Genomic DNA, 23,196 nt, shown 5'->3' with positions numbered 1-23,196 from the left:
TGAGAACCAATTTAGACCCGAGCGCTGCACCGCTGTTACTGCACAAGACCGTGATCCCCACGAGAAAGCATGGACAGCAGCGAGCACAACATTTATGGGCATATGCCCGTATTTTGTCCAGAAGGAGTTTTGCCATGGCAATGGCGCATCCCACTACCTATGAAGCGATCGGCTACACCGGCGACAAGAACAGCTTTCCTCTAGTCGCGTTCCCACGCGAAATCCCCGCGCCTCGACCTGACGAATTGCTTATCAAAGTGATAGGTTCGTCGCTTAATCCGCTCGAATTCAAACTCGCCGACCTCAACTTTTTTGGAAACACTCCTCCGGTAGCATTGGGTTTTGATGTCTCGGGAACGGTTGTGGCCGTTGGAAAAGATGTCAAAGACTATGCTGTCGGCGATTCAGTCGTTGCAATGTCAGACTGTAACGGCAACGGAGGCTGGGCCACCGGGGGCTCCGGAGGCTACGCGGTTGCCCGCGAATACCTTTCCGCGAAGAAGCCAGAAGCGGTATCCTTCGCCGACGCCGGCGCGCTTCCCGTCTGCTTCCTTGCCGCATATTTGGGCCTGTTCGAACACGTGCGACCGGGCGACACGGTCTACATCCCGGGCGGTGCAGGAGGCGTTGGTCATCTGGCAATTCAAATGGCGGCGAACGCGTTGGGTGCAGAGAAGGTGATTTCGAGTGGCAGTTCGAACGGATCGAAGGAGCTTATTCTTAGGAGTGGCGCTCACACAGTCCTCGACTACAAGCTGGAAGATACTACGCAGCGGGTTCTCGATCTGACAGACGGTAGGGGTGCAGATGTGGTGTTCGACCCGACCTATTCAGAACAGAGCTATGTCGGATCTGCTAAGGCAGTTCGCCATGGGGGCAAATGGGTTGTCCTGGGAGTTGGACCTGGACGCACCAGCCGGACCCAGATAACCGAAAGCCCGGTTGACGCAATTCTCGCAGAAAAAAGTGCGAAGCACATCAATGCGAACGTGCTGGACTACTTTATGGGATCTCGCGTGATCGAAGAGGCCACCAAGGACTTCCTCCGTGGTGCTATGGCGGCTTCGATGAGGTGGCACGTTAAAGACCTAGTCCGGCCAGTGGTCAGCGAAGAAATCGTATCGTCTGTCGAAGCCATCAACGCTGGGCTTTCGAAACTCCGGCAGGCGTCGGGTGTTCACGGCAAGATCGCGGTTAATCTGTCCTATCGCTAAGTGCTGGTAGCGGCTTGGGCTGGTTATCGCCCAAGCCGCGTAGGGTCTTCAGGCGATCCCGAGGTTATCAGTGGAATGCCGTCTGTCTCTGGCGCTCAATGAGATCCAGACAACAGTCGCGAGCTGTGATAGCTATTTCAGGGTTTCTTTCGATCGCCATGGTGGCAATAGCACCTTCGTACAGAATCGCCATCCGTAGGGCCAACGATGTTGCGTCTCCGCGCACAGCAGACGCGATCCTCCCAAAAATGCCCCTCACGAATGCTTTGTGTTTGCTCGCTGTTTCGGCAACGCCATCAATGTCGCCACATTCGGCAACGGCGAGCGCGAACGCGCATCCCCTGAATCCAGGAACGCTCGCCTTGGAATGCAAATCACGAAAGATCGATGTAACTTGATCGAACGGGTCGTCGCTTTCGGCCATCGCCGCGGTAAAGTCTGATACGACACGACTGTGACGTTGGTCTAGATAGGCAATTATTAGCAAATCTTTTGAGGAGAAATGCCTGTAGAGCGTGGCCTTGGCCACATTCGCGGCTTCAACCAAACGATCAATTCCGACCGCCCTTATGCCATTTCCGTAGAAAAGCATCTCGGCTGCCTGCAGTATATGGGAACGCGGGGATGAGGACATTTTTGCTTCTACTCCGTGCAGTCTTCGATACATGACTAGAAGTTTTCGGCCCATGGCCTGAGATCAAGCTCCAACGTCCAGGCACTGCGGTGCTGACTGTGCGTAAACCAGAAAGCTTCGGCGATGGCATCCACATTGAGCAATCCGTCGGCTCCCCGCTCGGCTCGGAGATGAGGCGCTCGTGATAAAAGCCTTTGGCCATCGATGCCGCCATCAATGACGATATGGGCAACATGTATGCCGGAAGGGCCGAACTCTCTTGCTAGACTTTGGGCAAGCGCACGGAGACCGGCCTTCGCTACCGCGAACGGAGCGAATTTGGCCTTCCCTCGCAACGAGCCGCTGGCACCCGTGAATGCCAAGGTGCCACTCCCATGTTCGAGGAACTCGGGCAGAACGTGCTTGGCCAATTGGAATCCGCCGAGAGTGTGTTCGCGCCAGTGTGCTTCGAATTCAGCCTCATCGAGCGATAGGAACGGACTCGGGCGGTTCGAACCTGCGTTTTGAGCGGCGAAGGTCAATTGCCCCAGAGAGGCGGCTGTCTCGACAAATCGCGCCGCGTCCGCTGCCACCGAAATATCGCCCACAACCGAGGCCACCGTTGCGCCAGTCTCCGATAGACGTGCAGCCGTAGTTTCCAGTTTCGATGCGTTGCGGCCTGCGACACAGACCGCAATGCCTTCCGATGTGAACCTGCGAGCGATAGCGGCACCGAGACCATCATAGTCGCCTACACCTACGATCAGGGCGCTCTTCTTAATAGTCATTTTCAACCTTCCTATCTTCGGATGTCGCAGATTCGAACGAGCCCTGCCGGTGGATCGGGTCGATCCAATGTACAGTTTCAGGATGTTCGACTGGCTCAACGTCAGGGATATTCACGACAACAGCTTCGTTGTCAGAGCGAACAAGGACGCACTCGAGTACGTTGTCAGGATCAGCGTTAATTTCTTGGTGCGGTACAAAGGGTGGCACAAAGATGAAGTCTCCCGGCCCAGCTTCGGCCACATACTCCAATTTCTCGCCCCACCGCATGCGGGCTTTGCCTCGAACGATGAAGATTACGCTCTCCAACTCTCCATGATGATGCACGCCGGTTTTAGCATCGGGAGCGATAGAAACTGTTCCTGCCCAGATTTTCTGCGCTCCGACACGCGCGTGATTGATGGCAGCTTGTCGAAACATGCCCGGCGTCTGCGCCGTGCCAGGATCGAGCTGATCTCCCTTGATCACCTGAACTCCGTGGTGCTTCCAATCACTGTGATGCTTGGACATGTGTAATCCGTTTCGTTAGAGAGATGCATCCAAAAGTCGTCGAGTGTATTCGTGCGTTGCGCGGTCCAGCACATGATCGGCCGGGCCGCTTTCAACGATCTTTCCATCTCGCATCACCGCGATGCGGTCAGCGATGTAGGATACCACCGATAGATCGTGCGATATGAAGAGGATGGAAAGACCGACCTGGTGTTGGAGATCCGTGAGCAAATTGAGAATTTGCGCCTGGACCGAGACATCGAGTGCAGAGACAGCTTCATCGCAAATCAAAAGATCGGGACTGACAGCCAGAGCTCTTGCTATGCCGACCCGTTGCCGTTGACCACCCGACAACTCCCAGGGATATCTGCGGAGCAGCGCGGGAGGCAGACCAACCATACCTAATAGCTCTGTAGCCGAAGTAAACGCGCCCCTTGAACCCAGAAGTCGCAACGGCTCGTTCAGTATGGCTTCGACGGCATGCCTCGGATTGAAAGCGACGCTCGAACTCTGGAAAACCATCCCAATTTTTTGTCGCTGCTGCAGCGTTCGCGATGCGGCAGAAACGGTTACAGTTTCACCATCAAGCTCAATAGACCCACCGGCAACTGTCATGCCTATCAGCGAGCGCGCCAGCGTAGATTTTCCCGACCCAGATCCCCCTACAACTGCGAGGACTTCGCCTCGTTCTATGTCGAGATCGACAGCATCCAAGGCTCTCCGTTTACGTTGGCCGACGCCGTATGAAACAGTGAGGCCTGCCGCCCGAAGTATCGTACGTGTCATTGTGCAATCGCCTCGCATCCAATCGCATGGTGGCACCAGACTGTTCCGTCTTCGATTTGATGGCCATCCGGCGCATTGCTCTTGCATTGGTCGTCTGCCACTGCGCAGCGCTCGGCAAACCCACAACCACTCAACCGTTCACTCGGCAAGGGGACCCGGCCGGGAATTTCCTCAAGCCGTTGCCGCCTCCCGTAGTTAAGTCGCCGTCTCGGCCGCGACGCGATCAAAGCAAGGGTGTATGGGTGACTGGCCTTTGTGAGGATATCGCGAGCGGACCGAACCTCGACCGCCTTGCCGGCGTACATGACGAGCACTCGATCCGCCCATCGGGCTATAAGCTCAAGGTCGTGGCTCACGATGAGAATTGCCATTCCGGTCTCACGCTGGATATCTTTGAGCAACGCAAGAATTTCAATCTGTACTGTTGCGTCGAGCGCCGTCGTTGGTTCGTCCGCAATCAGGATGTCGGGCCTGTTGGCTATCGCTATAGCGATCGCTACGCGCTGTGCCATTCCGCCAGAAAGCTGGTGTGGGTAGCAATCCACTATGCGCTGCGGATCCGGTAGTCTCACCCTTCCGAGGAGGCTAACGGCCTCCCGCCTGGCGTCCGACCATCTGATTGTCTTGTGGGCTTGAATCGCCTCGCAGATCTGTGCTCCGATGGTCAGCACAGGATTTAGCATCGCCATTGGGTCTTGAAAGATCAGGGCAACACTTCGGCCTCGTACTCGCCGCCAAAGAGCTTCATCGTATTCCGTGGCGACCTCACCAAGGATACTGATCTGCCCGCGTGAAATCCGTACGCCATCAGGCAGTAGGCCCGATAATGCCAAGGCAGTGAGCGACTTTCCGCAGCCAGACTCGCCGACGATACCCAACGTTTCGCCACGGTAGAGTTCGATGTCGATACCACGAACAGCCTCTGAAGGCCCCAGCGGCCCCATTATTGACACTCCTAAGTCCCTCGCACCGAGCACTGTCTGGTTCGTCATACGCCACCACCCCGCGCTGTTAGCTTTGAGACACCGTCGCCGACCAGACTAAGAGCGCCGACCGTGGTCACGATGGCGAGCCCCGGAATGATCGTCATGTACGGTGCGGTAAGAAGGGCATCTCTCGACGTTCCCATCATGCCGCCCCAGCTCACGAAGTTGCTGTCGTTGAGCCCGAGAAAGGCAAGCCCGGCCTCGGTGAGCACCGCGAGCGAAGACAGGATGGATGCGGCGGTGACGATAGGTCCGAGCGTGTTTGGAAGAACATGGATGAGGACAGCCCGCGCGTGACCACCACCCATAACGACCGCTATCTTCACGAAGTCCATTTCGCGGATTTTGAGCGTTTCGGCCCTGACCATTCTAGCGACCATTGACCAACTGGTGAGCCCGACCGCCATCACGATGTTCGGAAGCTGCGGCCCCATGATCGAGAGGAGGATCATCGCGAGTAGAAAATGTGGCACCACCTGGAACAGCTCGGTGAACCGCATGATAAGGTGGTCAAACCAGCCGCCAACATACCCGGCTATAAGACCAAGGCAGGTTCCGATAGCGCTCGCTACCAGCGTGGCGATTAAACCGATTGCGAGCGAAGTCCGGGCACCATGAGCGAGCATGGCGGCGATATCTCTTCCAAGAATATCCGTTCCGAGTGGGAAGAGTGGATCATCGCCTGGCGGCGTGAAAGGCATTCCGACAAGATCGAAGGGATCCCCGGGATAAAGGTAGTCGGCAAATACGGCGACGAGTACCTGGACGAGCAATAAAAGGAGGCCAATCCGCAGCGATGCTGGCCAGCGCCGAATTGCGGGGCGCAACCACCCTACGACATGCCTATTTGATAGTTGGTCACTCTTTGGTGTCATCGTAGTTCAATCCTCGGATCGAGGACAGCGTAAACGGCATCGACTGCCACGTTGACGGCCATTACAACTAACCCACTGCACAGGACCAATCCCGACAGAAGGTTGTAGTCGCGCTGCTGCATGGCTTCGTAAGCAAGGCGTCCAAGCCCTGGCCAAGCAAAGACCGTTTCGACCAGAATAGCTCCGCTCAGTATGGAACCCGCTTGAAGGCCCACCAATGTCACGAAAGGCAATAGGGAGTTTCGCAAAACATGACGAATGGCGATCTGAAAATGCGATAGCCCCCTGGCGCGCGCGCCGCTCACATGCTGATGCGTGTAAACCTCAAGCATGGCAGCTCGAACAAAGCGTGCATAAATCGCGGCATAAAACGCTCCAAGCGCGACCGCGGGCATGACCAAGTGCTTTGTCAAACTCGAGAGGTAAGCGATCCAGCCGGCGTCACTGGAGACATCGACGTAGCCACCGGTCGGAAGCAGTTCGAGGTGTAATGAAAGCAGAACGATCAGACCAATGCCCAAAAGGAAGCTCGGCGTAGCGTAGACTGCAAGCGCCGTGTTGCTGATAAGAATGTCAATCGCCTTGCCGCGGTACAGGGCGGCGATTGCCCCTGCCACCAGTCCTACCGACATGGCGATGATGAGCGATGCGCCCGCAAGCAACAATGTGGGCGTGAGTCTTGCTGAGATCAATTCCAGCACAGGCATGTTAGCGCGGAATGAAAACCCAAGGTTACCTCGACACACATTCTGAACGTACAAGACGAATTGAACGTAGACAGGTTTGTCCAAGCCATAACTCATCCTTAGTTGAGACAGGTACTCGGGCGTGGCACCTCCCGCTTCGCCTGCCAGGACTTGGGCTGGGTCGCCAGGTGCAAGGTGCAAGAGCACGAATGAGAATAGGACGACGAGCAGCAACGTCGGAACCACCTGGATGATTCGTATTGCGAGATAGCGCAATCGCGGCGACACGCTCTGTCTTCGCGCAGAAACGCTCGGTTCGTGAGCCCCGTCTGTCACGATGACAACCACGCGTTCTTGAGGGAGTCATATGCACTGTTCGAGCCCCTCGACACTCCCCGTAGACGCGCTGAAGCGACTGTGTATTGTTTGTTTTCCAGGAGCGTGAAATGTGGCAGATCGGTCTGTGCTTGGATCTGCACTCTCTTGTAGATCGCCACTCGCTCGCTTTCCGTTGGGGCAGCATGAGCCGCCTCGATTAGCCCATCCATCTTAGTGTTGCTGTAGCCGGAGGCGTTTGACCAAGGCACGTCCTTGAGGATCGCCTTTGACCAGAATACGCGGTCAATGCCGATCTGCGGATCGCCGAATCCGGCGCGGTGAGACACAAGGAAATCGAAATCGTTCAAAGAATAGACCCGCCGAAAGAACTGTGCGAGGTCCTGATTTCGTAGGGTCACATCGATCCCCACCCGCTTCAACGACTGGCGGATGAACTCCCCATACCGAAGGAAATTTTCGCCGAAAGGGAGCCAGTCGAGAGTTATGGAGAAACGTACGCCGTCGCTACCCGCTGGTAATCCGGCCTCGTCAAGCAACTGCTCCGCTTTGGCCCGATCGAACGGGTAGCTAGGTAGCCCGTGATCTTCGTAGAAGTTGGTTTGTGTCGAAAGTACGGGAGATGTACCCGGTCTACCGGTGCCCCGGGTCGTAACCTTGGACATTGCGTTTAAATCGACGGCGTGGGCGACTGCCCTTCTGACCCTGACGTCGTTAAACGGCGGCCGCCGGACATTGAATTCTGCGACGACCGCGGATGCGAGCCACTCGTAGCCACCAAACTCCACGTGGAGTTTGCTGTTGTCCGTGGCAGCCGCTAAGTCGTTGATTGAGATTGGAGAGAGAGTGCCGAATTCTACATCACCGGCTTGGAACGCCGCAAACCGCGAAGTGGCATCAGGAATCACGCGATAGACGATACGGTCGAGATGCGGTTTTCCGGTGTCCCAGTAATCAGGGTTGCGCTCCAGGACAATCTTGTCTCCTCTGGCCCACTCTTTAAAGCGGAATGGGCCGGTTCCTACTGGCGCACTGTTGTAGGGATTTTTCAGTACGTCAGTGCCCTCGTAAAGATGTTTTGGCAGCACCGTCAGCTCAACCGAATTGAGCGCGCCAAGGATAACGCCGGATGGGTTCCGAAGTCTAAAAACCACGGTAAGCGGATCGGGAACCTCCACCGTTTCGACCGAGGCAAACGTAGCACGAGCGCGTGGATGGATTTTCATCCAGACCTCGTCAAACGTGTACTTGACGTCAGCGGAGGTGAAGGTTTCACCGTCGTGCCAACGTACTCCTGGTCGAAGATGCAAGGTCAGTGCCTTACCGTCTTCGCTAGTTTCCCAGCTCTGCGCCAACTCGGGTTCTATCGCGAAATTCTCACCGTATCGGATCAATCCGTCAAAAATTTTGGAGGAAACGCTCTGGACCTGGCCAGTTTGCACAATCGCTGCTGTCAAGACGTTCGGCTCGCCAGGGTGTGAAACCGCAACTAGCGTCCCACCTTTGACTGGGCTTTCATCAGCTCTGGTGTAACCCGGCACAAGTGTCACCGCAGCCACGCCAGCCAAGAAAGTCCTTCGGTTGATGTTCAGTATCGTGCTCACAGAACTTCTCCAATCATACGGCTGCGGAAAGAGACACACGACCGGCATTCACAAGAATGGTGTCAGATTGAGGTGCATGGACACGTCCGCAGAGTGCGTCTCGATAGTGCCGTTCAAGCGGGTTGTCTTTGTCGAGCCCGTGATTTCCTGAGATACTGAGCGCCAGTTCCAATGCCTTCACGGCATTGGTGGTGACGACATGCTTGACCATTTGTGCACTGATAGCGTCAGGCGTAGGAGCAACCTCCGCAGCTGCTGCACAGCCGTCGATAAGCGACCGATTTATCATCAGAAGCGTTTCGATCTCGCCGAGAACTCCCTGCAGTCGCGGTACTGTTGCCAGTGCTGCGCCAAGATTCGATGGCGTTCTTTCCAAGAGAAATCGGCGCACCCAATCCCGGCCGGCAGACGCGATTCCGTCGTAAAGCGCAGCGGTCAACAAACACGACCAAAGATCGATTGTCGCACGACGTGCAATTGCCTCAGGCGAGCCAGGTGTAAAGAATCCGGTAGCCGCGTTTTCGGCAAGCCAGACATCGTCGAACCTGATTTCGTGGCTGGCGGTTGCGCGCAAACCAGCGTGGTTCCATGTCGGTACCACAGTAAGTCCCTCAGCCCGCGCTGGTACGACAACCGTGCCGACCTTGGGCTGCTCTTCGTCGGTTCTGGCGAGCGTGAGCCACCACTTAACTATCGGACTACCAGTCGCATATGCTTTTCTACCGTTCAGCTTCCACCCGCCGGAATTCTGTCGCGTGACATACGTCCCCGGAAGACCACCTCGGACAGTGGAACCGAGATCGGGTTCAGCCTGCAAGGCGTTCAAAATCCCGTCCCCTTCGACGGCCGAAGCGGCTATTTCGTCGTAAACTGGCGGTCGCGTTTTGCCCATCACGTGGTGCATTAGGCAATTCATCGCGACGAGCAATCCCGTCGATGCCTCACCGGCACCGACGGCCGAAACAAGCTTCACCGCATCTCGAATTCCGCCACCTAGTCCGCCCAGCTCTCGCGGGACTGTGAGAGCAATCAACTTGTGCTCAGCCAGTAAGCGGAAGTTATCGTAAGGAAAAGAAGCGTCGCGATCGTGGAGCGCTGCGGTTTGGGAAAAATTCGATCGCAGCTTGGCGAGAAGATCGTCATCCAATATCGATCGAACGGATTTGTCGTGACTTGTCATAGCTGCCCTCCTGACTGCAGTACGTTCGGCAGTGCTTCCGGAGTGGCATCTTGATCAAGAAAAGGGTAGTCGATGTAGCCTTCAGGACCATTCGTGTAATACGTCGATGTGTCAGCCTCGTTAAGGGGCGCACCGAGTTGAAAACGACGCGGTAAGTCGGGGTTGGCGATAAATAACTTGCCGAAGGACACTGCATCTGCGAGTCCGCTGGCAACCACCTCTTCCGCACTTTCCCGGTCATAGCCGCTGTTCAATATCAGGACACCGTGGAATAGGCTTCGGATCACAGGAGCGAGAAAGTCTTCACCTGGGCGCGGGCCGGATCCGTTGGACGCCTTGGACACCAGGCGCTTGTAGAGCGGCACATCACCGCTCTCGTCATAAGATGTGCCTTCCAAGAGATGGATATATGCGACTTCGCGCTTGTTCAGTTCAGAAGCTACGTAGCTGAACGTCGCGCGGGGATTGGAATCGCTGATCCGGTCAGCTCTGAAATGTGGGGACAGGCGTACGCCAATTCGATGAGCACCGAGCTCGGCGATCGCGGCATCAACGATCTCAAGAAGCAAGCGAGCGCGATTTTCGATAGGACCGCCATACAGGTCAGTTCTCTGATTGGCAGAGTCCCTTAGGAACTGGTCGATGAGAAACCCGTTCCCCGCGAGAATCTCAACGCCATCGAAGCCCGCTTCCCTCGCAAGGATCACCGATCGCCGATAATCCTCTACGATGCCAGGTATTTCTTCAAACTCCAGCGGCCGCGGCACCGGAAATTCCTCGAGGCCGTTCTCCGTCATTATGCCGCCATACGCGGCTAGCGCAGACGGTGCGACCGGAGCTTGCCTACCTGGCGTATTAGACAGAAGGGACTTTCGTCCGACATGATAGATTTGCTGGAAGATCAAACCGCCCGCGCTGTGAACCTCTTCGACTACATTTCGCCATGCACTACTCTGGCGTTCGTTGTGATGCGCGGTTGCTGTCGCGCGGGTTGCACTTTGCGTGGAGACGTGGTTTGCCTCCGTAATGATGAGGCCTGCGGATGCTCGTTGCGCGTAGTGCGTCGCAACGATTTGTTTTGGCGCTCTAGCCTCATCCCCTCGGGCACGCGCCAGCGGGGCCATCACAATCCGGTTCTTTAGCCTGAACGACGCCAGGCTTAGCGGCTCTAACAGCTTCATGATTTTCCCCTTCTAAAGCCAGAACAGTCTGTCTTTACGGACGGGTTTTCTGAAGTGCCAGCCTTTTTAATCTCCATCTATTATCTAGATTATATTTAGTCTTATATGCCCCTAAATGAGATTCAAATTCTCGTCGTCTGTGCCGATACTGCAAACAGTAAAAGGGCCCACCGACATTGGTGGACCCTTCCTTGGGTGACGTTTCTGAGGATTTACGCCTTGGCAAACTCGAGCAGATCGGCGTTAAGTTTTTCCTTGTCAGTCACGATCAAACCGTGAGAGCCGCCTTCGTAGATTTTCAGCTTGCCGTTCTTGAGGTAAGTGACGGCGAGCTTGCCGGACAGTTCGATCGGAACGATCTGGTCGTCGCTTCCGTGGATCACAAGTGCCGGCACCGTGATCTTCTTGAGATCGTCTCTGAAGTCGGTTTCCGAGAATGCTCCGAGGGCATGATACGCCGCCATGAAACCAGTCGCCTGGCCCTGACGCCAATATTCCTCGCGAACACCCTCGGATACCTTCGCGCCCGTTCTGTTATAGTTATAGTAGGGCATCGAAACGTCTTTGTTCCACTGCGAACGGTCTGTTGTGACCGCAGCGCGGAACGTGTCGAAGAACTCTTTGGGAACGCCGCCCGGATTCGAGTCCGTCTTCAGAAGGAATGGAGTAACCGCTGCTACGAAGGCGACCTTGCGGACGCGCTTCTCGCCGTGGCGTGCGATATACCGTGCTACCTCACCGCCGCCCATCGAGTGTCCGACGAAGACGGCGTCCTTGACATCAAGCGCTTCGACAACTGTCGCGAGATCGTCGGCGAAAGTGTCGTAGTCGTAGCCATTGCTCGGCTGGCTCGAACGACCGAAACCGCGGCGATCGTGCGCGATAACGCGAAAGCCGTTCTGCGCGAGAAAGAACATCTGATTTTCCCACGCGTCGGAAGACAGCGGGTATCCGTGGGTGAACACGACCGTCGGCCCCTTGCCCCAATCCTTATAATAGATCTGGGTTCCGTCCTTCGTGGTGATGGTGTTTGCTGTTTTGCTAACGACCTTGATATCGGCCGTACCCTTGGCCGCCGCGCTCGCGGTGCCGGTCGCGGCCACCAGACCGACGCCAGCAACAGCCGACGCAGCGCCAATCAGGAGGTTGCGACGCGATGCCGCCAGATTGTTTTCGTTTGTCATATCGCTAATCTCGATTGAGGGTTGGTGCGTCGGTTGGCGCGCGGAGCGCCAACCTCGCGTTTTAGAAACCAAGGCGCTTTGCATCTTCAGGAAGGAAGGCCTGACCGGATCTGTTCTGGACGCTCGGCAGTGAGTTGACGCGACCGCGCCAGGCGATCAGGTTGCCAAGCTCTTCCGGAACATGGACGCCAGCGGCATCACCGAAAGCTAGCCCGGCGAAGAGCGTGATGTCTGCCATGGAGAAAAACTCACCGGCGACGTAGTCCGAAGAACCCAGGATTTTGTTGAAGTAGCGGAAGCCTTCTTCGACTGTGGCACGGTTGCGATCCGCCCATTCCTTACGACCGGCCCATTCCGGGCTCTTGAAAGCCTGCAACGACGGGCCGAGGCCTGGGGTTCCGAAGTGGAAATAGATGCCGATAGGATCAAGTACGTAGGCTTCCGCGCGGCGCTGCATCATGTGAACCAGTGCCTTCTCCTTGGGAGAATTTCCTGTCAGCGTTGGATTGCCATCGAGATTGTCGAGGTACTCGGTGATCGCCGTTGCCTCGGAGATCAGCGTGCCGTCGTCCAGCTCGAGCAGCGGAATAACGCCCGAGGGATTGAGCGACAGAAACGCTTCTTGCTTATGTTCTGCCCCGATCAGATCGACGGGAACAAATTCCACTGCGTTATCGAGGCCTTTCTCGGCCAGGACGATACGGATGCGTGCCGGGTTCGGGAAACCTGAGCGGTCATAGATTTTCATGTTTGTGCTCCTTAGACGCGGGTCTTACTGACCTAGCGCTAGGTAATTCGATAAACGTTGATATGCCCCTATGTCAACACCTACCTAGCGCTAGGTTGAAATTTTCTTGACTGTTATGGCTGTGGAATATATCTAGTTGAGGCAGAGGTGATCGAGATGACGACTGATACGCGTCAAAGCATTATGGACGAAGCAAAGCTCGTGGTTCAGGCCCACGGCTACAGCGCGCTGAGCTTCCGTGAACTTGCGAAAACCGTGGGCATCAAAAACGCGAGTGTTCACTACCATTTCCCGACAAAAGGCGACCTTGGAGCGGCACTTGCGCGACAGTATTCCGACGAGGCACAAGCGTTTCTCGATAGCTTGCCACTTGACGCGGATGCCGCCGCTCAAACGATGAAAACCTATACGGATGCCTTCAGAGCAGCTCTCGAACGGGACAACCGCATGTGCCTTTGCGGCATCATGATCGCCGAGAGGGATGAGTTGCCCGAAATGGTTCGAGGCGAAGTCGATCGCTTCACTGAGATAAATGTTCAATGGCTCAAGTCATTTTTGGAAGCGTTGACACCCCAAGCGGGGGCCTCGGAGATTACGGATCGCGCTGTAGCTATTTTTTCGGCCGTTGAGGGTGCTCAGCTGATCGCTAGAGGTTGTGCCGATGTCAAGGTCTTTGATCGCTGCATGAATGCCTACGGAGCTACCGCGCTGTTCCCCGTGTGGCCATCCAAGTAAGTCCTCCGGCAATCATAGGAAAAAGTCGCGGGGCAAATCTGGAGCCAAGAGCGGGGCAAGGCGGGCCGCGAGCGACAGAACCGCGTCTAGCGGTTCACTCCGAATGCTTATCTGGACAATCAGACCGTCATCATCACGTTCAAGCACGACGATGTCTCTCATCGGGGTACCTGTGTCGAGGACCGCTTCCGTTTCCGAGAATATCCGCCGGCCGGCCTCCTCGACGTAAATCGTTGTCCTGTATCGGTGAAAAGAATGAACGGCATTGATCAATCGAATTATCGTGTGGCTGCCTACAACACTACCACGTAGGACCGAGCCAGAAAGGCGCGCGCTAGGGGCGAGCTGATCGAGAAATAGCGTTTCGCCGTCTTGCGGAGTCATTGATGGACCGTTGGGTGAAATTGGCAGGAGGGGCCACCGCTGCCGGGAGGATAGGGGGAGAGGACCTCCAGCAGCGGTGGCTGTCGCAAGGTGTTGGGGTCACCTCGGCGAAACGGTTGCATTCGTGACATTGACGCTAAGCAGCGGATTTTCGGCGATCGCCAGCATGCGGTCTCGAATGCTCGAACCTTCTTCTTGACCAATCACAGCAAGGAAGTTTCCTTGAGCTTCACGCCAGTGGACCTCGGCGACCGCATGCTTTTCTAAGCCAGCAGCCGTCAGAGCAACGAAACGCTTTCTTCCATCGGCCTCGCCCGCGACAATGGCAATCAACCCCTCTCTCTCGAGAGGCCGTAAGTTATGTCCCAGGGCCGACCTTTCGACTACGAGCGCAGCGGCAAGATCCGATTGAGAACACGGCACCCCTCTCCTCTTCAATTCCGCGAGGATGCTAAACTGTGTTGATCGCAATCCAGCCCGCGACAGCGCAACGTCATAGAACTGCGTTGATCTTCGCGCGGCTTTGCGGATAGCCGTAGAGACACACTGGCTACCGCTTGAAAGCAGTTCGGAATCTAGGCTCGAACTCATCGCAAAACACTCACATCAGCTATTGAGCAATATACGGGCATATGCCCTTATATGCAAGTCGTTTAGCGCGTCCACCCCAACAATTCCCGCCGCACCACCTTCTCCAGCACCGCCATCCCATCGTCGCTGTCGTTCAGACACGGAATATGCGCGAACTTCTCGCCGCCATTCTCGTGGAACGAATGCGCTGCCTGCTCGGCGATCTCTTCCAGCGTCTCCAGACAGTCGGAGACGAAGCCGGGGTTCAGCACGGCGATCTTTTTCACTCCGTCCTTGGCGAGCTGCTCCACCGTCTTGTCGGTATAGGGCTGCAGCCATTCTTCCGGGCCGAAGCGGGACTGGAAGGTGACCATGAACTGGTCCTTGGACAAACCGAGCTTTTCGCGCAGCAGGCGGCCGGTCTTCTGGCACTGGCAGTAATAGGGGTCGCCCTTCTTGAAGTAGGACATGGGGATGCCGTGGAAGGAGGCGATGATCTTTTCCGGTTGCCAGTCGAGCGTCGACAGATGCTTCGTGATCGAATTGGCGAGCGCCTCGATATAGGTGTCGTCGTCGTGATAATCGGGCACGGTGCGCAGCGCCGGCTGCCAGCGCATCTTCAACAGGTGCTGGAAGGCCTTGTCGTTGACGGTCGCGGTGGTGGCGGCGGCATATTGCGGATAGAGCGGGAAGAGCACGATCCTGTCGCAGCCGTCGTCCTTCAGCGCCTGGATGCGCGAGGCGATCGAGGGGGGGCCGTAGCGCATGGCCCAGTCGACCTTGACGTTCTCCAAATCCTTCAACCGCTCGGCCATCAACTCGGACTGGCTGCGGGTGTAGGTACGCAGATAGCTCTCGTCCTTTTCCTTGTTCCAGATCAGCTCGTAAGCCTTGCCGACCTTGCCCGGGCGGGTGTTGAGGACGATGCCGAAGAGGATCGGATACCACTTCCAGGGCGACCATTCGATGACGCGCTTGTCGGTGAGGAATTCCTTGAGATAGCGGCGCATCGAGGTGTAGTCGGTGCCATCAGGCGTGCCGAGATTGACGAGCAGGACGCCCACCTTGCCATAGTTCACCTTCGGGTGGTCGGCGGGACTGGCTCTACCCATGTGTTCTGTCCCTGTTGCAGCGTTTGGTTGACGGGCACGCGTTAACCGGTGATAAGACATGTGTGCAATACCACATATCTGGTGCTTGTGTTTTTTGCTAGCGCTTAGGAGAAGTAATTTGTCCATTGAACAGAACTCAATTGGTCGCCGCACACGCAAAAGCGAGATGCAGAAAACTACGCGAACCGTCGTGGACGCGGCGTCGCGTTGTTTTCGAGAGAAAGGACTGTCAGGGGCCACTCTTGCAGACATTATGACCTCAGTGGGACTAACTACCGGTGGCTTCTATCGTCACTTTTCGTCGAAGGACGAACTGACTGAGATAGCGCTGGAAGACAACTTGTTGGATGTTATCGCAGATTGCCAACGACGAGCCTTTGCTCCCGAGCAGACCATTGACGCCATCTGTGATTGGGCGCTCGCCCCAGTCGATGACATAACAAGAAGCGCAGCTGCTGCGTTCGCTCCCGAAATCTCGCGTCAATCCGTGTCCATTCAGGAGGCTTTCACAAAGCACACAGCTGACAGGATCGCCGCGATCGCTTCCTGCTTGCCGCGAGGCGACGAAGGCTCGGCTTTGAATCACGCAAGTGCAATCTATTCGATGTTGGTCGGCGCGGCGCAGCTTTCAAGATTTCATCCCGAGACCGGGCCTGCCGTAAGAGACATGGTTCTGAACATGTCGGGATGTAAGGGTTCATTGGAACTTGACGCGCTACGGCAGACCGACGGAAAGCTCGCATCTTGATCGCGCCGGCACGACGATCGTGCCGGCGGCGCGCCGTTTATACTTGAGTCCACCCGCCATCGACGGTCAACTCTATACCGGTTATGTAGGACGCCTCATCGGAAGCGAGAAACGCGACGGCGTTGGCGACTTCCTCTGCGGACCCCATTCTGCCGAGCGGAATCTGCTTCGTGACTTCGTTATTGATACCAGCGACTTGGTCTGCCGGAATGCCGTTTCGGACCATTATGTCTGTGTCGATATGACCGGGGGCGATCGCATTCACGCGTATACCCCTTCCCTTCAGATCGGTTGTCCAAGTACGGGCCAGAGACCGGATAGCAGCTTTGGTCGCAGAGTAGACGCTGAAGTTCGGCAGACCTTTCGAACCGGCGACTGATGTGTTGATCACCACCGAAGTACCGACCCCCATCAGCGGGAGTAGCGCCTGAACCGTAAAGTACGTGCCTTTAAAGTTAGTTGCGACGGTTTTGTCAAAATCGGCTTCGGTGACAGCGTCCATCGGGCCAAGCACTCCGCCGCCCGCATTCGCAAATAGGACGTCGATCCGTCCATACTTGCGCTTTAGGTATGCTGCTAGCGCCTCGAGATCTCGGAGCTTCGAGATGTCGCCTGAAACGGCTTCCACATCGCCATCGATGCTCTCGCGGGCAGACCGCATAGCTGCTTCGTTTCTGGCCATGATCAGGACTTTGGCACCTTCCCGAGCGAACAACCTTGCGGTGGCTAAGCCGATGCCAGTGCTACCGCCTGTGATCACGACAACCTTGTTTTCGAATCTCTTCACCACTGGTCTACGCTCCTGCACTTTGCTGCCTGTTAAGCGAAGATGCCGTCATCTTGCGGCCACCTTGAACTCGGCGCGGTGAAGATCGACGAAAGCTTTGACGCTCAGAGGCGCTCTTCCGGTTTCCGATGCGATGATTTTGTCGGCTCCCGCGAAAATCCCGTTCTGGTAGTCGATCGCAATTGCACAGAAGTGCTGGATGAGGAACGGCGGCAGGCCCTGACTCTCCAGTCTGGATTTGTATTCGGCGATAGTCGTCGGGCGGTAGTTCACTGTGATCCCGATCGCGTCTCCGATTTCCTTGGCGATCTCGGCTTGCGAAAGCTCTGTCGGTCCGTAGAGTGAATAGATCTGGCCGGCATGTCTGGCTGGCTCTTCTAAAACGTGAGCGATAAAGCGAGCTTGGTCTTCGGCGGCGATGGGTGCGTGCCGGCCCTCTCCGTATGGCAAATCAATCACGCCTTCATTGATGATCGACGCCTGCGCATGGGGATAGAGGAACCACTGCGAAAAGAATGTTGGCCTGAGGTGTGTCGAAGGAACGCCCGACCAGTCAAGAATTCGTTCCGAGATCCAATGATCCCGGGCCGCGTGACTGTCTGAATCTTCGCGCGCAGAGATCTGCGACATGTTAACCACCAGTTCCAGCTTGGCGCGGCGGGCGGCGTCAGCCAAGTACGCTGTAGCCTGGATCAAGCCAGGCCGGACTGGATAGCAGAAATACGCTGCATCCATCCCTTCGGTTGCTCGGATCAAGTCGTCATGCTCAAGCATGTCACCAACGACGATCTCCGCACCAGCGCGCTTCAACTTATCTGACCGGTCGTCGATTTTATGAACCAGGGCGCGTACCGCTTTCCCTCGTTTTAACAACTCAGCGACCGTGTACTTGCCCGTCTCGCCTGTCGCCCCGGTTACCAGAATTTTGTCTGCCATTGCCAACTCCAAGATTCGAAAATGGCGCGCTTCAACGCGCGCTAAGTAACCATATATGTGTAATTACACATTATCAACGGCGTATGTCGACGAGGATGTCGCGACGCGCTCGGGACCTGTGCGGCAAGCCGCAGAAAGCACTGCACGCGGATGGCTCTTGTGCCGAGATGTTGCAGCCTCAGAAATCTCGTTTGCGATCTCGCGCGACCGCGTCCTGGAACCGAGCAGCCCATAATCGTTCAGCCGGGTTAGCACTAGCGCCCGCATCGAGCGCCCATTTCTCGAGCGCCCTGATGTCGACGAATTCGTCAGCCTCTTTAATGAGCTGGTAGAAAATTCCCTCTGCGCTCGAGCGCACGACCGTTAGGATCATCCGGACGATTCCAACGAAGTTGGCTCGTGACGACGTCATCTCATCCAATTTCGACCGCACAATCGACCGGCTGTCCAGCTCCGACCACAGCCGGAGTATCGGTGGCAGGTGCGCAGCAATCCGAAACTTGTCGGCAAGAGCGTCCTCCCTGATTCTCGTGAGTACGCGGTTCTTGAAATGGTCGCTAAGGCCAGACTTGTCCGGTTTCTCGCTCGGTCGGTGTTCCAGGGCGCGCCGGACGGCGTCTGCGACAAGCGAGATGTCCTCAGAAACGTCGAGGGCCACAGCGAGCATGTCTTCTCGTCCCTCAGGACTCAAATCTTGCAAGCCACTGTCAATAGCACCGGAGAGCCGTCGCCAGTTATCTGGCGAGAAGTCGTCGGATCCCAATCGGTCTTCAGAGCGAATCAAGTCCGGTGCCGACTCGATCAATGCGGTGAGGATACCTCGTGTGATGTCTTGCAGCTGCATCCTCTCCCTTACGGAATCGAGGAGGTCGATCCGCAAAGCCGAGGCATAGGGCGACGTCTCCGCGACATCCAGAAGCTCTTTGAATTGCGCTACGAAATCGTCCGAATCGAACAGCCGCGCGATCACATCTTTGCCGAAGCTTGTGAGTGGTTCAGACAGCTCGAAATATGCTGGACTGAAGTCGCGTATATGCAGCCGCTTCGCCGATCGCGGCGCAGACGACCTGCCGTGTGGAGAGGCGAATTCGGTGGCCACGTCCGGAAAAAGAAGAGATAGTGCCAGAACTCGGCGCTCATTCATGATCACCAGATCGCGTTCAAGCAGGACTTTGAACGTTTCCTGAGTTTCTTTGTTACATAGGATATCGATGTTACGTCGGATCCAGCTGTGGAGTTCCGGATCCTTCGCATTGAGTATCTCAAGGATCAGAAGGTCGACAGGGTCAGTTTGGCCCCTAAGCCTCGCATGAGCTTGAGCGACCCAGCTCGAGGCTCGAACCGCGTCTCGTGGGGTTAATATGTACCGCTTCGCTACCAGTAGGACGGCAACGTCGTAGCGATCAATTACCTCTTGGATGACCTCCGTGAACAATACCTCGATCGCCGGCCGGAGAAGCTCCACCAGAGCATTCGCCGCGAGCAATGGAAGCGAGCGACGATATTGGACAATCTTCTCGAGATAGCCGTACCCGTCGACGTCGAGGACTTTTCGGATATGCGACGCCATCACGGCGGAGTCGTAGCTCAGCAGATAGACGACATTGGGCAAGTTACCCAAGCTCTTCACAAGGGCGATCATCTCGGCGGCTTCTTTTGGACTCAGCCGATCCAGATCATCGACTACGATGACGACCTTCTTGTCTCCCAAGCTCTTCAGAGAACGCTCCAGCGCCGACTTCCGCTCATCCAATGTCGGATCTTTCCGTTGCCCGACAGCAACAAGAAAGTCTTTGATGAGGGATCCGACGCCGGGGACTGCTGCTTGCGCCGCCACTCCCGCGAGTGGTGCCAGCCTGCTTATTATCTCAGTATAGGCACGGAGTGCTCTCTGGACATCGTCCCCGAGGAGGCCACCAACGGATTTGGTGAGTTCCGCGAGGAACACCGTCGATAGCGCCGCTGTGTCGGGAATAAGCCACGGTCTAAAGTGGATGATGAGATTTTTCGGCGCGGCCTTCACCCGCATTCTCAAGCGGAAGTAGCGATAGAGCTTTTTGATGTCCGACTCATTGTTCCCGCATCGCTCTGCAATGGCGCGATTGTAATGATCCGGGTGAACATAGTTCAGATCGAAACCTGGCTGTCCAAAGCCGACAATTGCATTGTAACCCTCGGTCAGACGCTCCATCTCATCGATCTCGATAGGAACAGCATCTTCGCCATGGAACCATTGTCGGTCGGTTTTCTCGACGAGTTCGAGGAGGAGTAACTGGTGCAATGCCATGTTGATGACACTACTCTTGCCCGCGCCCCATTCAGCTTCCAAGCCGACCACGTAGCCTTCGGGTGAAGGCGGCAAGTCCCAAATTTGGGTTGCCAGCGACCTCGCGAACTCCCACCGTCCAAGCTTGTCGTCCGAAGGACTACGTACAGCGATATCCATTTGCACCCCAGAATATTCAACCGGGGGATCTATGCACGCGCGCTGCTCGTCCCGATAGACGCCCGCCTTTCACCTCACAGGTTTACTTTCGTCCAAATAGATGCGCTCGCTCCGACAGTTCTTCGTCGAAGCGAGCGCAGGCCGTAGAGTTGGGCAATTCGATCCCTACCCCTCTTGACCCGAATGCTAATTACACTTGGTCAGGGAAAAGCTTACCAAACATCGGCAAGCCACTCTTTGACTCAGTCGATGTCGCCTCGTCCTGAAGCATATCCCAGTGCTCTGCAAGCACACCGCCAGCTATGCGAACAACGTCTGCGGCGATCCAAGCAGCAGGACGTCCGGTATTTGAAAAGCGACCATGCACGATTACGAAGTCACCCTCGGCTAAGATCAGCTGGTATTCCCATTTGAGGTTTTCGGGAGCGCTTCGAACGAGATCGAATAGGCCTTCGCGACCAGGGGCGATATGCGCGCTGTGCTGAAGGTAGTTTGGCGACCAGAAGCCAAGTGCGGCCTCGTAATCACGTTTATTGAAAAGAGTGTCGAAGGCTTTGATGACCAGCGCTTTATTCTGCTGCTCCATTGACATGTATTCTCTCCGAATTGAACGCTTGGGAAACCGCCCGAAAGGGGTTCGCAGGGCAGCGCTGTCTAAGCAACAACCTGTGAAATCGGCTGAATACGTCCTTTGAGCCCCTCAAGCGTGTCATGATCATTGTTCAGCATTGGGTGTGCGACCTCGTCGAGGCGACGGATCTGTTCGTCACTAAGGACCAAATCGAGGCTTCCAAGGTTACTCTTGAGCTGCTCGACAGTTCGCGGCCCGACCATGGGAATGACGCCCTTGCTCGCGACCCAAGCGATTGCGACTTTGTCTGGGCTCGTCGCATGTTCGACAGCGACGTTCAGAAGCACGTCGACAACGGCAGCCTTTTCAGCCGTGTTCTCCGGGCGAAAAGCTCTACCGCCAAGTCCGGTCTCGCGACCTCCCTCCCCCCTACGATACTTTCCGGTGAGCATTCCTCCCGCCAAGGGCGAATAAGAAACGATGCCGATACCCAAAGCGTTCGCCGCCTGGAACACGTCCGTCTCCGGCGAGCGATGTACAAGGTTATATTCAACCTGGACAGCTGCGACCGGGACGGATCTTGTCAGTTCCGCAAGGGTGGCCGCGCGGGTGATGCGCCACGCCGGGAAATTCGACAAACCCGCGTAAAGTATCTTGCCGCTGCGGGCGAGATCATCGAAACCCCGCACTAACTCTTCGCTTGGAGTGACGCCATCTGCGTAGTGCGCCCAATAGATATCAATCCTGTCCGTCTTCAATCGACGAAGGCTCGCCTCCACGGAAGCAATCATTGCTTTCCGGCTATTTCCGGTGACAAGCGGCCCGCCCTTCGGGGCGCTTCCGATAGTGAATTTCGAGGTTAGAAGGAAGTCCTCGCGCCGTCCCACAAGCAAGTCGCCAAGAATTTGCTCTGACTCCCCGAACTGATAGACGTCTGCGGTGTCGATGAAGTTGCCACCCGCGTCAGCATACGCCTCGAATATCCGAGCCGCCTCCGCGCGGTCACTGCCGTAGCCCCAACCGGTTCCGAAGTTCCCCGTGCCGAGTACCAGTTCCGATACACGCAGGCCAGTAGTCCCAAATACTCTCGTTTGCATCGAACATATCCAAGTTGCCAAATCGGGCTTCGCCAGCGACCGATGGTTCAATTAGCCCATGAGTGCATGAGAATGGTCTCACGCAGCAGAAGCATCGCAGCGGAGCCCCAGGCACCGTTTACCGCAATGACGGATTATGCTACAAATCGATAACTCCAATAATCTTTATAGACAAAGCTGATGAACTTACGTGATTTGGAAGCTCTGGTCGCTGTGGTAGAGACCGGGTCGATCGTATCGGCTTCGCGACGATTGAACCTCACCCAGCCGGCTCTGACCCGCCGTATTCAACTCCTCGAAGAAGCGGTTGGCGCTCGCTTATTGGATCGCGCAACCAAACCTCACAAAGCAACAGAGCAAGGCATAAAGGCCTATGAACACGCGAAAGGCATATTGGCGAGCGTTCGTAGGCTCCGGAGCGAACTGGCATCGCCGGCAGGGGAAATACGGGGTGAGTTCAACCTGGGGATCATGCCCCATCTCTCCGATGCGTTCATTGAGCGGCCTATATCTCACCTCAAAGAGACCTTCCCACACCTGAAGATCAGGCTGACATCGGACTGGTCTCCGGCTTTGCAGGATAAAGTGGCGGCAAGACAGCTTGATCTCGCAATCTACTGCCTAGCGGATGGCGACACGCCCCCCAAAGGAATTTCGGCGGTAGAGATTTGCCGTACCGAGGTCGTCCTCGTCGCGTCGCCGGGTCTCGGCGTTCCGAAGAATGCTACCATCGCTGACTTGTCACGCTTTCCCTGGGTGCTCAACGGCGACGGCTGCGGATTTCGCAACTATATCGCCCATACTTTACAGAACGCTCGGTTGCCCTTCGATGTCGCAATCGAAATATCAAGTTCCGAGACGAAAATGTCCCTCGTGGCAGCCGGCCATGGAATTGGCATGATCGCACCTGACGCCCTGGCGGAGTGCAGATGGAAGGATCAGCTGACGATCCTAGACACGCCGAACTTCCGACCTGCGGTGAGGATTTGGGCATCGAGCAATCCTGATACATTAAAGCTCATCAGTCCGATCGACGCGTTCTTGACTTGTATTCGGTCGCTGGCCGGCGAGGACGCGACAAACATTCTAGCCGCGTGATGTCCCTAGCATAAAATACTAGAAGGTGATTGCAATATGGGCAT

Annotated in this window: 23 protein-coding genes; 4 read left to right on the top strand and 19 right to left on the bottom strand. The window is 56.1% G+C overall.

Going from position 1 to position 23,196, the window contains the following annotated elements; genetic code table 11:
• The first annotated feature begins 134 nt into the window (after nt 1–134).
• Nucleotides 135–1,214, top strand: coding sequence for a zinc-binding dehydrogenase (locus ACCD05_RS09435; protein WP_112943954.1), 1,080 nt, complete (start codon nt 135–137; stop codon nt 1,212–1,214).
• A gap of 67 nt (nt 1,215–1,281) precedes the next feature.
• On the opposite strand, the gene ACCD05_RS09430 is transcribed toward ACCD05_RS09435, so the two are convergent.
• The 12 genes from ACCD05_RS09430 to ACCD05_RS09375 all read right to left on the bottom strand — a co-directional run bounded on the left by ACCD05_RS09430 (nt 1,282) and on the right by ACCD05_RS09375 (nt 12,668).
• On the bottom strand, nt 1,282–1,848 hold the full coding sequence (locus ACCD05_RS09430; protein WP_112944000.1) for a TetR/AcrR family transcriptional regulator: 567 nt from the start codon (nt 1,846–1,848) through the stop codon (nt 1,282–1,284).
• 35 nt (nt 1,849–1,883) lie between these two features.
• Nucleotides 1,884–2,615 carry an SDR family NAD(P)-dependent oxidoreductase gene (locus ACCD05_RS09425; RefSeq protein ID WP_112943953.1) on the bottom strand — a complete coding sequence of 244 codons (732 nt, stop codon included), beginning with the start codon at nt 2,613–2,615 and terminating at the stop codon, nt 1,884–1,886.
• Nucleotides 2,605–3,123 (bottom strand): cupin domain-containing protein, encoded by a 519-nt coding sequence (locus tag ACCD05_RS09420; protein WP_413392183.1) that lies wholly within the window; start codon nt 3,121–3,123, stop codon nt 2,605–2,607. The genes ACCD05_RS09425 and ACCD05_RS09420 overlap by 11 nt, the downstream gene beginning before the upstream one ends.
• Nucleotides 3,124–3,138: 15 nt before the next feature.
• Entirely contained in the window at nt 3,139–3,888 is a 750-nt protein-coding gene (locus tag ACCD05_RS09415) for an ABC transporter ATP-binding protein (RefSeq protein WP_413392181.1), read from the bottom strand.
• Nucleotides 3,885–4,832 (bottom strand): ABC transporter ATP-binding protein, encoded by a 948-nt coding sequence (locus ACCD05_RS09410; RefSeq protein WP_413392179.1) that lies wholly within the window; start codon nt 4,830–4,832, stop codon nt 3,885–3,887. Before ACCD05_RS09410 ends, ACCD05_RS09415 begins: the two co-directional genes overlap by 4 nt.
• A 44-nt stretch (nt 4,833–4,876) precedes the next feature.
• Nucleotides 4,877–5,749, bottom strand: a complete 873-nt coding sequence (locus ACCD05_RS09405; RefSeq protein ID WP_413392177.1) for an ABC transporter permease — start codon at nt 5,747–5,749, stop codon at nt 4,877–4,879.
• On the bottom strand, nt 5,746–6,723 hold the full coding sequence (locus ACCD05_RS09400; protein WP_413392175.1) for an ABC transporter permease: 978 nt from the start codon (nt 6,721–6,723) through the stop codon (nt 5,746–5,748). Before ACCD05_RS09400 ends, ACCD05_RS09405 begins: the two co-directional genes overlap by 4 nt.
• 44 nt (nt 6,724–6,767) lie before the next feature.
• Nucleotides 6,768–8,375 (bottom strand): ABC transporter substrate-binding protein, encoded by a 1,608-nt coding sequence (locus ACCD05_RS09395; protein ID WP_413392173.1) that lies wholly within the window; start codon nt 8,373–8,375, stop codon nt 6,768–6,770.
• Nucleotides 8,376–8,388: 13 nt separating this feature from the next.
• A complete protein-coding gene (locus ACCD05_RS09390; RefSeq protein WP_413392171.1) occupies nt 8,389–9,555 on the bottom strand; it encodes an acyl-CoA dehydrogenase family protein in 1,167 nt (388 codons plus the stop codon).
• Nucleotides 9,552–10,736 carry an alkene reductase gene (locus ACCD05_RS09385; protein WP_112943945.1) on the bottom strand — a complete coding sequence of 395 codons (1,185 nt, stop codon included), beginning with the start codon at nt 10,734–10,736 and terminating at the stop codon, nt 9,552–9,554. Before ACCD05_RS09385 ends, ACCD05_RS09390 begins: the two co-directional genes overlap by 4 nt.
• Nucleotides 10,737–10,948: 212 nt before the next feature.
• Nucleotides 10,949–11,920 carry an alpha/beta fold hydrolase gene (locus ACCD05_RS09380; RefSeq protein ID WP_112436155.1) on the bottom strand — a complete coding sequence of 324 codons (972 nt, stop codon included), beginning with the start codon at nt 11,918–11,920 and terminating at the stop codon, nt 10,949–10,951.
• A 61-nt stretch (nt 11,921–11,981) separates the two neighbouring features.
• Nucleotides 11,982–12,668 carry a glutathione S-transferase gene (locus tag ACCD05_RS09375; RefSeq protein ID WP_112436154.1) on the bottom strand — a complete coding sequence of 229 codons (687 nt, stop codon included), beginning with the start codon at nt 12,666–12,668 and terminating at the stop codon, nt 11,982–11,984.
• A 156-nt stretch (nt 12,669–12,824) separates the two neighbouring features.
• Between ACCD05_RS09375 and ACCD05_RS09370 the strand changes: the two genes are divergently transcribed.
• Nucleotides 12,825–13,403 (top strand): TetR/AcrR family transcriptional regulator, encoded by a 579-nt coding sequence (locus ACCD05_RS09370; RefSeq protein WP_112943999.1) that lies wholly within the window; start codon nt 12,825–12,827, stop codon nt 13,401–13,403.
• A gap of 483 nt (nt 13,404–13,886) precedes the next feature.
• Here ACCD05_RS09370 and ACCD05_RS09365 read toward each other — a convergent pair whose 3' ends face one another.
• Together ACCD05_RS09365 and hemH are read right to left on the bottom strand one after the other, a co-directional pair.
• Nucleotides 13,887–14,378: a MarR family winged helix-turn-helix transcriptional regulator gene (locus tag ACCD05_RS09365; protein WP_112943943.1), complete on the bottom strand. Its 492-nt coding sequence runs from the start codon at nt 14,376–14,378 to the stop codon at nt 13,887–13,889.
• Between the two features lie 62 nt (nt 14,379–14,440).
• Nucleotides 14,441–15,469, bottom strand: coding sequence for a ferrochelatase (gene hemH, locus ACCD05_RS09360; protein WP_413392167.1), 1,029 nt, complete (start codon nt 15,467–15,469; stop codon nt 14,441–14,443).
• 118 nt (nt 15,470–15,587) lie between these two features.
• Here hemH and ACCD05_RS09355 point away from each other — a divergent pair, with 118 nt between their 5' ends.
• Complete coding sequence (locus ACCD05_RS09355) at nt 15,588–16,217, top strand: TetR/AcrR family transcriptional regulator (RefSeq protein WP_162725243.1); 630 nt, start codon at nt 15,588–15,590, stop codon at nt 16,215–16,217.
• A gap of 37 nt (nt 16,218–16,254) precedes the next feature.
• On the opposite strand, the gene ACCD05_RS09350 is transcribed toward ACCD05_RS09355, so the two are convergent.
• The 5 genes from ACCD05_RS09350 to ACCD05_RS09330 all read right to left on the bottom strand — a co-directional run bounded on the left by ACCD05_RS09350 (nt 16,255) and on the right by ACCD05_RS09330 (nt 22,054).
• The gene (locus tag ACCD05_RS09350) at nt 16,255–17,004 is read right to left on the bottom strand and encodes an SDR family oxidoreductase (protein WP_413392377.1); all 750 of its coding nucleotides are present in this window, start codon (nt 17,002–17,004) and stop codon (nt 16,255–16,257) included.
• 48 nt (nt 17,005–17,052) lie between these two features.
• Nucleotides 17,053–17,940, bottom strand: a complete 888-nt coding sequence (locus tag ACCD05_RS09345; RefSeq protein ID WP_148197983.1) for an NmrA family NAD(P)-binding protein — start codon at nt 17,938–17,940, stop codon at nt 17,053–17,055.
• Between the two features lie 178 nt (nt 17,941–18,118).
• Entirely contained in the window at nt 18,119–20,386 is a 2,268-nt protein-coding gene (locus tag ACCD05_RS09340; protein WP_413392165.1) for a P-loop NTPase fold protein, read from the bottom strand.
• 190 nt (nt 20,387–20,576) lie between these two features.
• Complete coding sequence (locus ACCD05_RS09335) at nt 20,577–20,978, bottom strand: nuclear transport factor 2 family protein (RefSeq protein ID WP_413392163.1); 402 nt, start codon at nt 20,976–20,978, stop codon at nt 20,577–20,579.
• 62 nt (nt 20,979–21,040) lie between these two features.
• The gene (locus tag ACCD05_RS09330; RefSeq protein ID WP_413392161.1) at nt 21,041–22,054 is read right to left on the bottom strand and encodes an aldo/keto reductase; all 1,014 of its coding nucleotides are present in this window, start codon (nt 22,052–22,054) and stop codon (nt 21,041–21,043) included.
• A 180-nt stretch (nt 22,055–22,234) separates the two neighbouring features.
• On the opposite strand from ACCD05_RS09330, the gene ACCD05_RS09325 reads away from it, so the two are divergent.
• A complete protein-coding gene (locus ACCD05_RS09325; RefSeq protein ID WP_413392159.1) occupies nt 22,235–23,152 on the top strand; it encodes a LysR family transcriptional regulator in 918 nt (305 codons plus the stop codon).
• Nucleotides 23,153–23,196 lie beyond the last annotated feature (44 nt).

Origin of the sequence: Rhizobium sp. Rhizsp42 (assembly GCF_047304155.1) — a bacterium.
Classification (GTDB): domain Bacteria; phylum Pseudomonadota; class Alphaproteobacteria; order Rhizobiales; family Rhizobiaceae; genus Rhizobium.
Note: the sequence above shows the minus strand (reverse complement) of the source record. Positions and strands in the feature narration are given on the sequence as shown.

Excerpts from the sequence above, each read along its gene's own strand:
- ACCD05_RS09435 (WP_112943954.1), top strand. The coding sequence starts at position 135 with ATGGCAATGGCGCATCCCACTACCTATGAAGCGATCGGCTACACCGGC.
- ACCD05_RS09430 (WP_112944000.1), bottom strand. The coding sequence starts at position 1,848 with ATGTCCTCATCCCCGCGTTCCCATATACTGCAGGCAGCCGAGATGCTT.
- ACCD05_RS09425 (WP_112943953.1), bottom strand. The coding sequence starts at position 2,615 with ATGACTATTAAGAAGAGCGCCCTGATCGTAGGTGTAGGCGACTATGAT.
- ACCD05_RS09420 (WP_413392183.1), bottom strand. The coding sequence starts at position 3,123 with ATGTCCAAGCATCACAGTGATTGGAAGCACCACGGAGTTCAGGTGATC.
- ACCD05_RS09415 (WP_413392181.1), bottom strand. The coding sequence starts at position 3,888 with ATGACACGTACGATACTTCGGGCGGCAGGCCTCACTGTTTCATACGGC.
- ACCD05_RS09410 (WP_413392179.1), bottom strand. The coding sequence starts at position 4,832 with ATGGGGCCGCTGGGGCCTTCAGAGGCTGTTCGTGGTATCGACATCGAA.
- ACCD05_RS09405 (WP_413392177.1), bottom strand. The coding sequence starts at position 5,749 with ATGACACCAAAGAGTGACCAACTATCAAATAGGCATGTCGTAGGGTGG.
- ACCD05_RS09390 (WP_413392171.1), bottom strand. The coding sequence starts at position 9,555 with ATGACAAGTCACGACAAATCCGTTCGATCGATATTGGATGACGATCTT.
- ACCD05_RS09385 (WP_112943945.1), bottom strand. The coding sequence starts at position 10,736 with ATGAAGCTGTTAGAGCCGCTAAGCCTGGCGTCGTTCAGGCTAAAGAAC.
- ACCD05_RS09380 (WP_112436155.1), bottom strand. The coding sequence starts at position 11,920 with ATGACAAACGAAAACAATCTGGCGGCATCGCGTCGCAACCTCCTGATT.
- ACCD05_RS09375 (WP_112436154.1), bottom strand. The coding sequence starts at position 12,668 with ATGAAAATCTATGACCGCTCAGGTTTCCCGAACCCGGCACGCATCCGT.
- ACCD05_RS09370 (WP_112943999.1), top strand. The coding sequence starts at position 12,825 with ATGACGACTGATACGCGTCAAAGCATTATGGACGAAGCAAAGCTCGTG.
- ACCD05_RS09365 (WP_112943943.1), bottom strand. The coding sequence starts at position 14,378 with ATGAGTTCGAGCCTAGATTCCGAACTGCTTTCAAGCGGTAGCCAGTGT.
- hemH (WP_413392167.1), bottom strand. The coding sequence starts at position 15,469 with ATGGGTAGAGCCAGTCCCGCCGACCACCCGAAGGTGAACTATGGCAAG.
- ACCD05_RS09345 (WP_148197983.1), bottom strand. The coding sequence starts at position 17,940 with ATGGCAGACAAAATTCTGGTAACCGGGGCGACAGGCGAGACGGGCAAG.
- ACCD05_RS09340 (WP_413392165.1), bottom strand. The coding sequence starts at position 20,386 with ATGGATATCGCTGTACGTAGTCCTTCGGACGACAAGCTTGGACGGTGG.
- ACCD05_RS09335 (WP_413392163.1), bottom strand. The coding sequence starts at position 20,978 with ATGTCAATGGAGCAGCAGAATAAAGCGCTGGTCATCAAAGCCTTCGAC.
- ACCD05_RS09330 (WP_413392161.1), bottom strand. The coding sequence starts at position 22,054 with ATGCAAACGAGAGTATTTGGGACTACTGGCCTGCGTGTATCGGAACTG.
- ACCD05_RS09325 (WP_413392159.1), top strand. The coding sequence starts at position 22,235 with ATGAACTTACGTGATTTGGAAGCTCTGGTCGCTGTGGTAGAGACCGGG.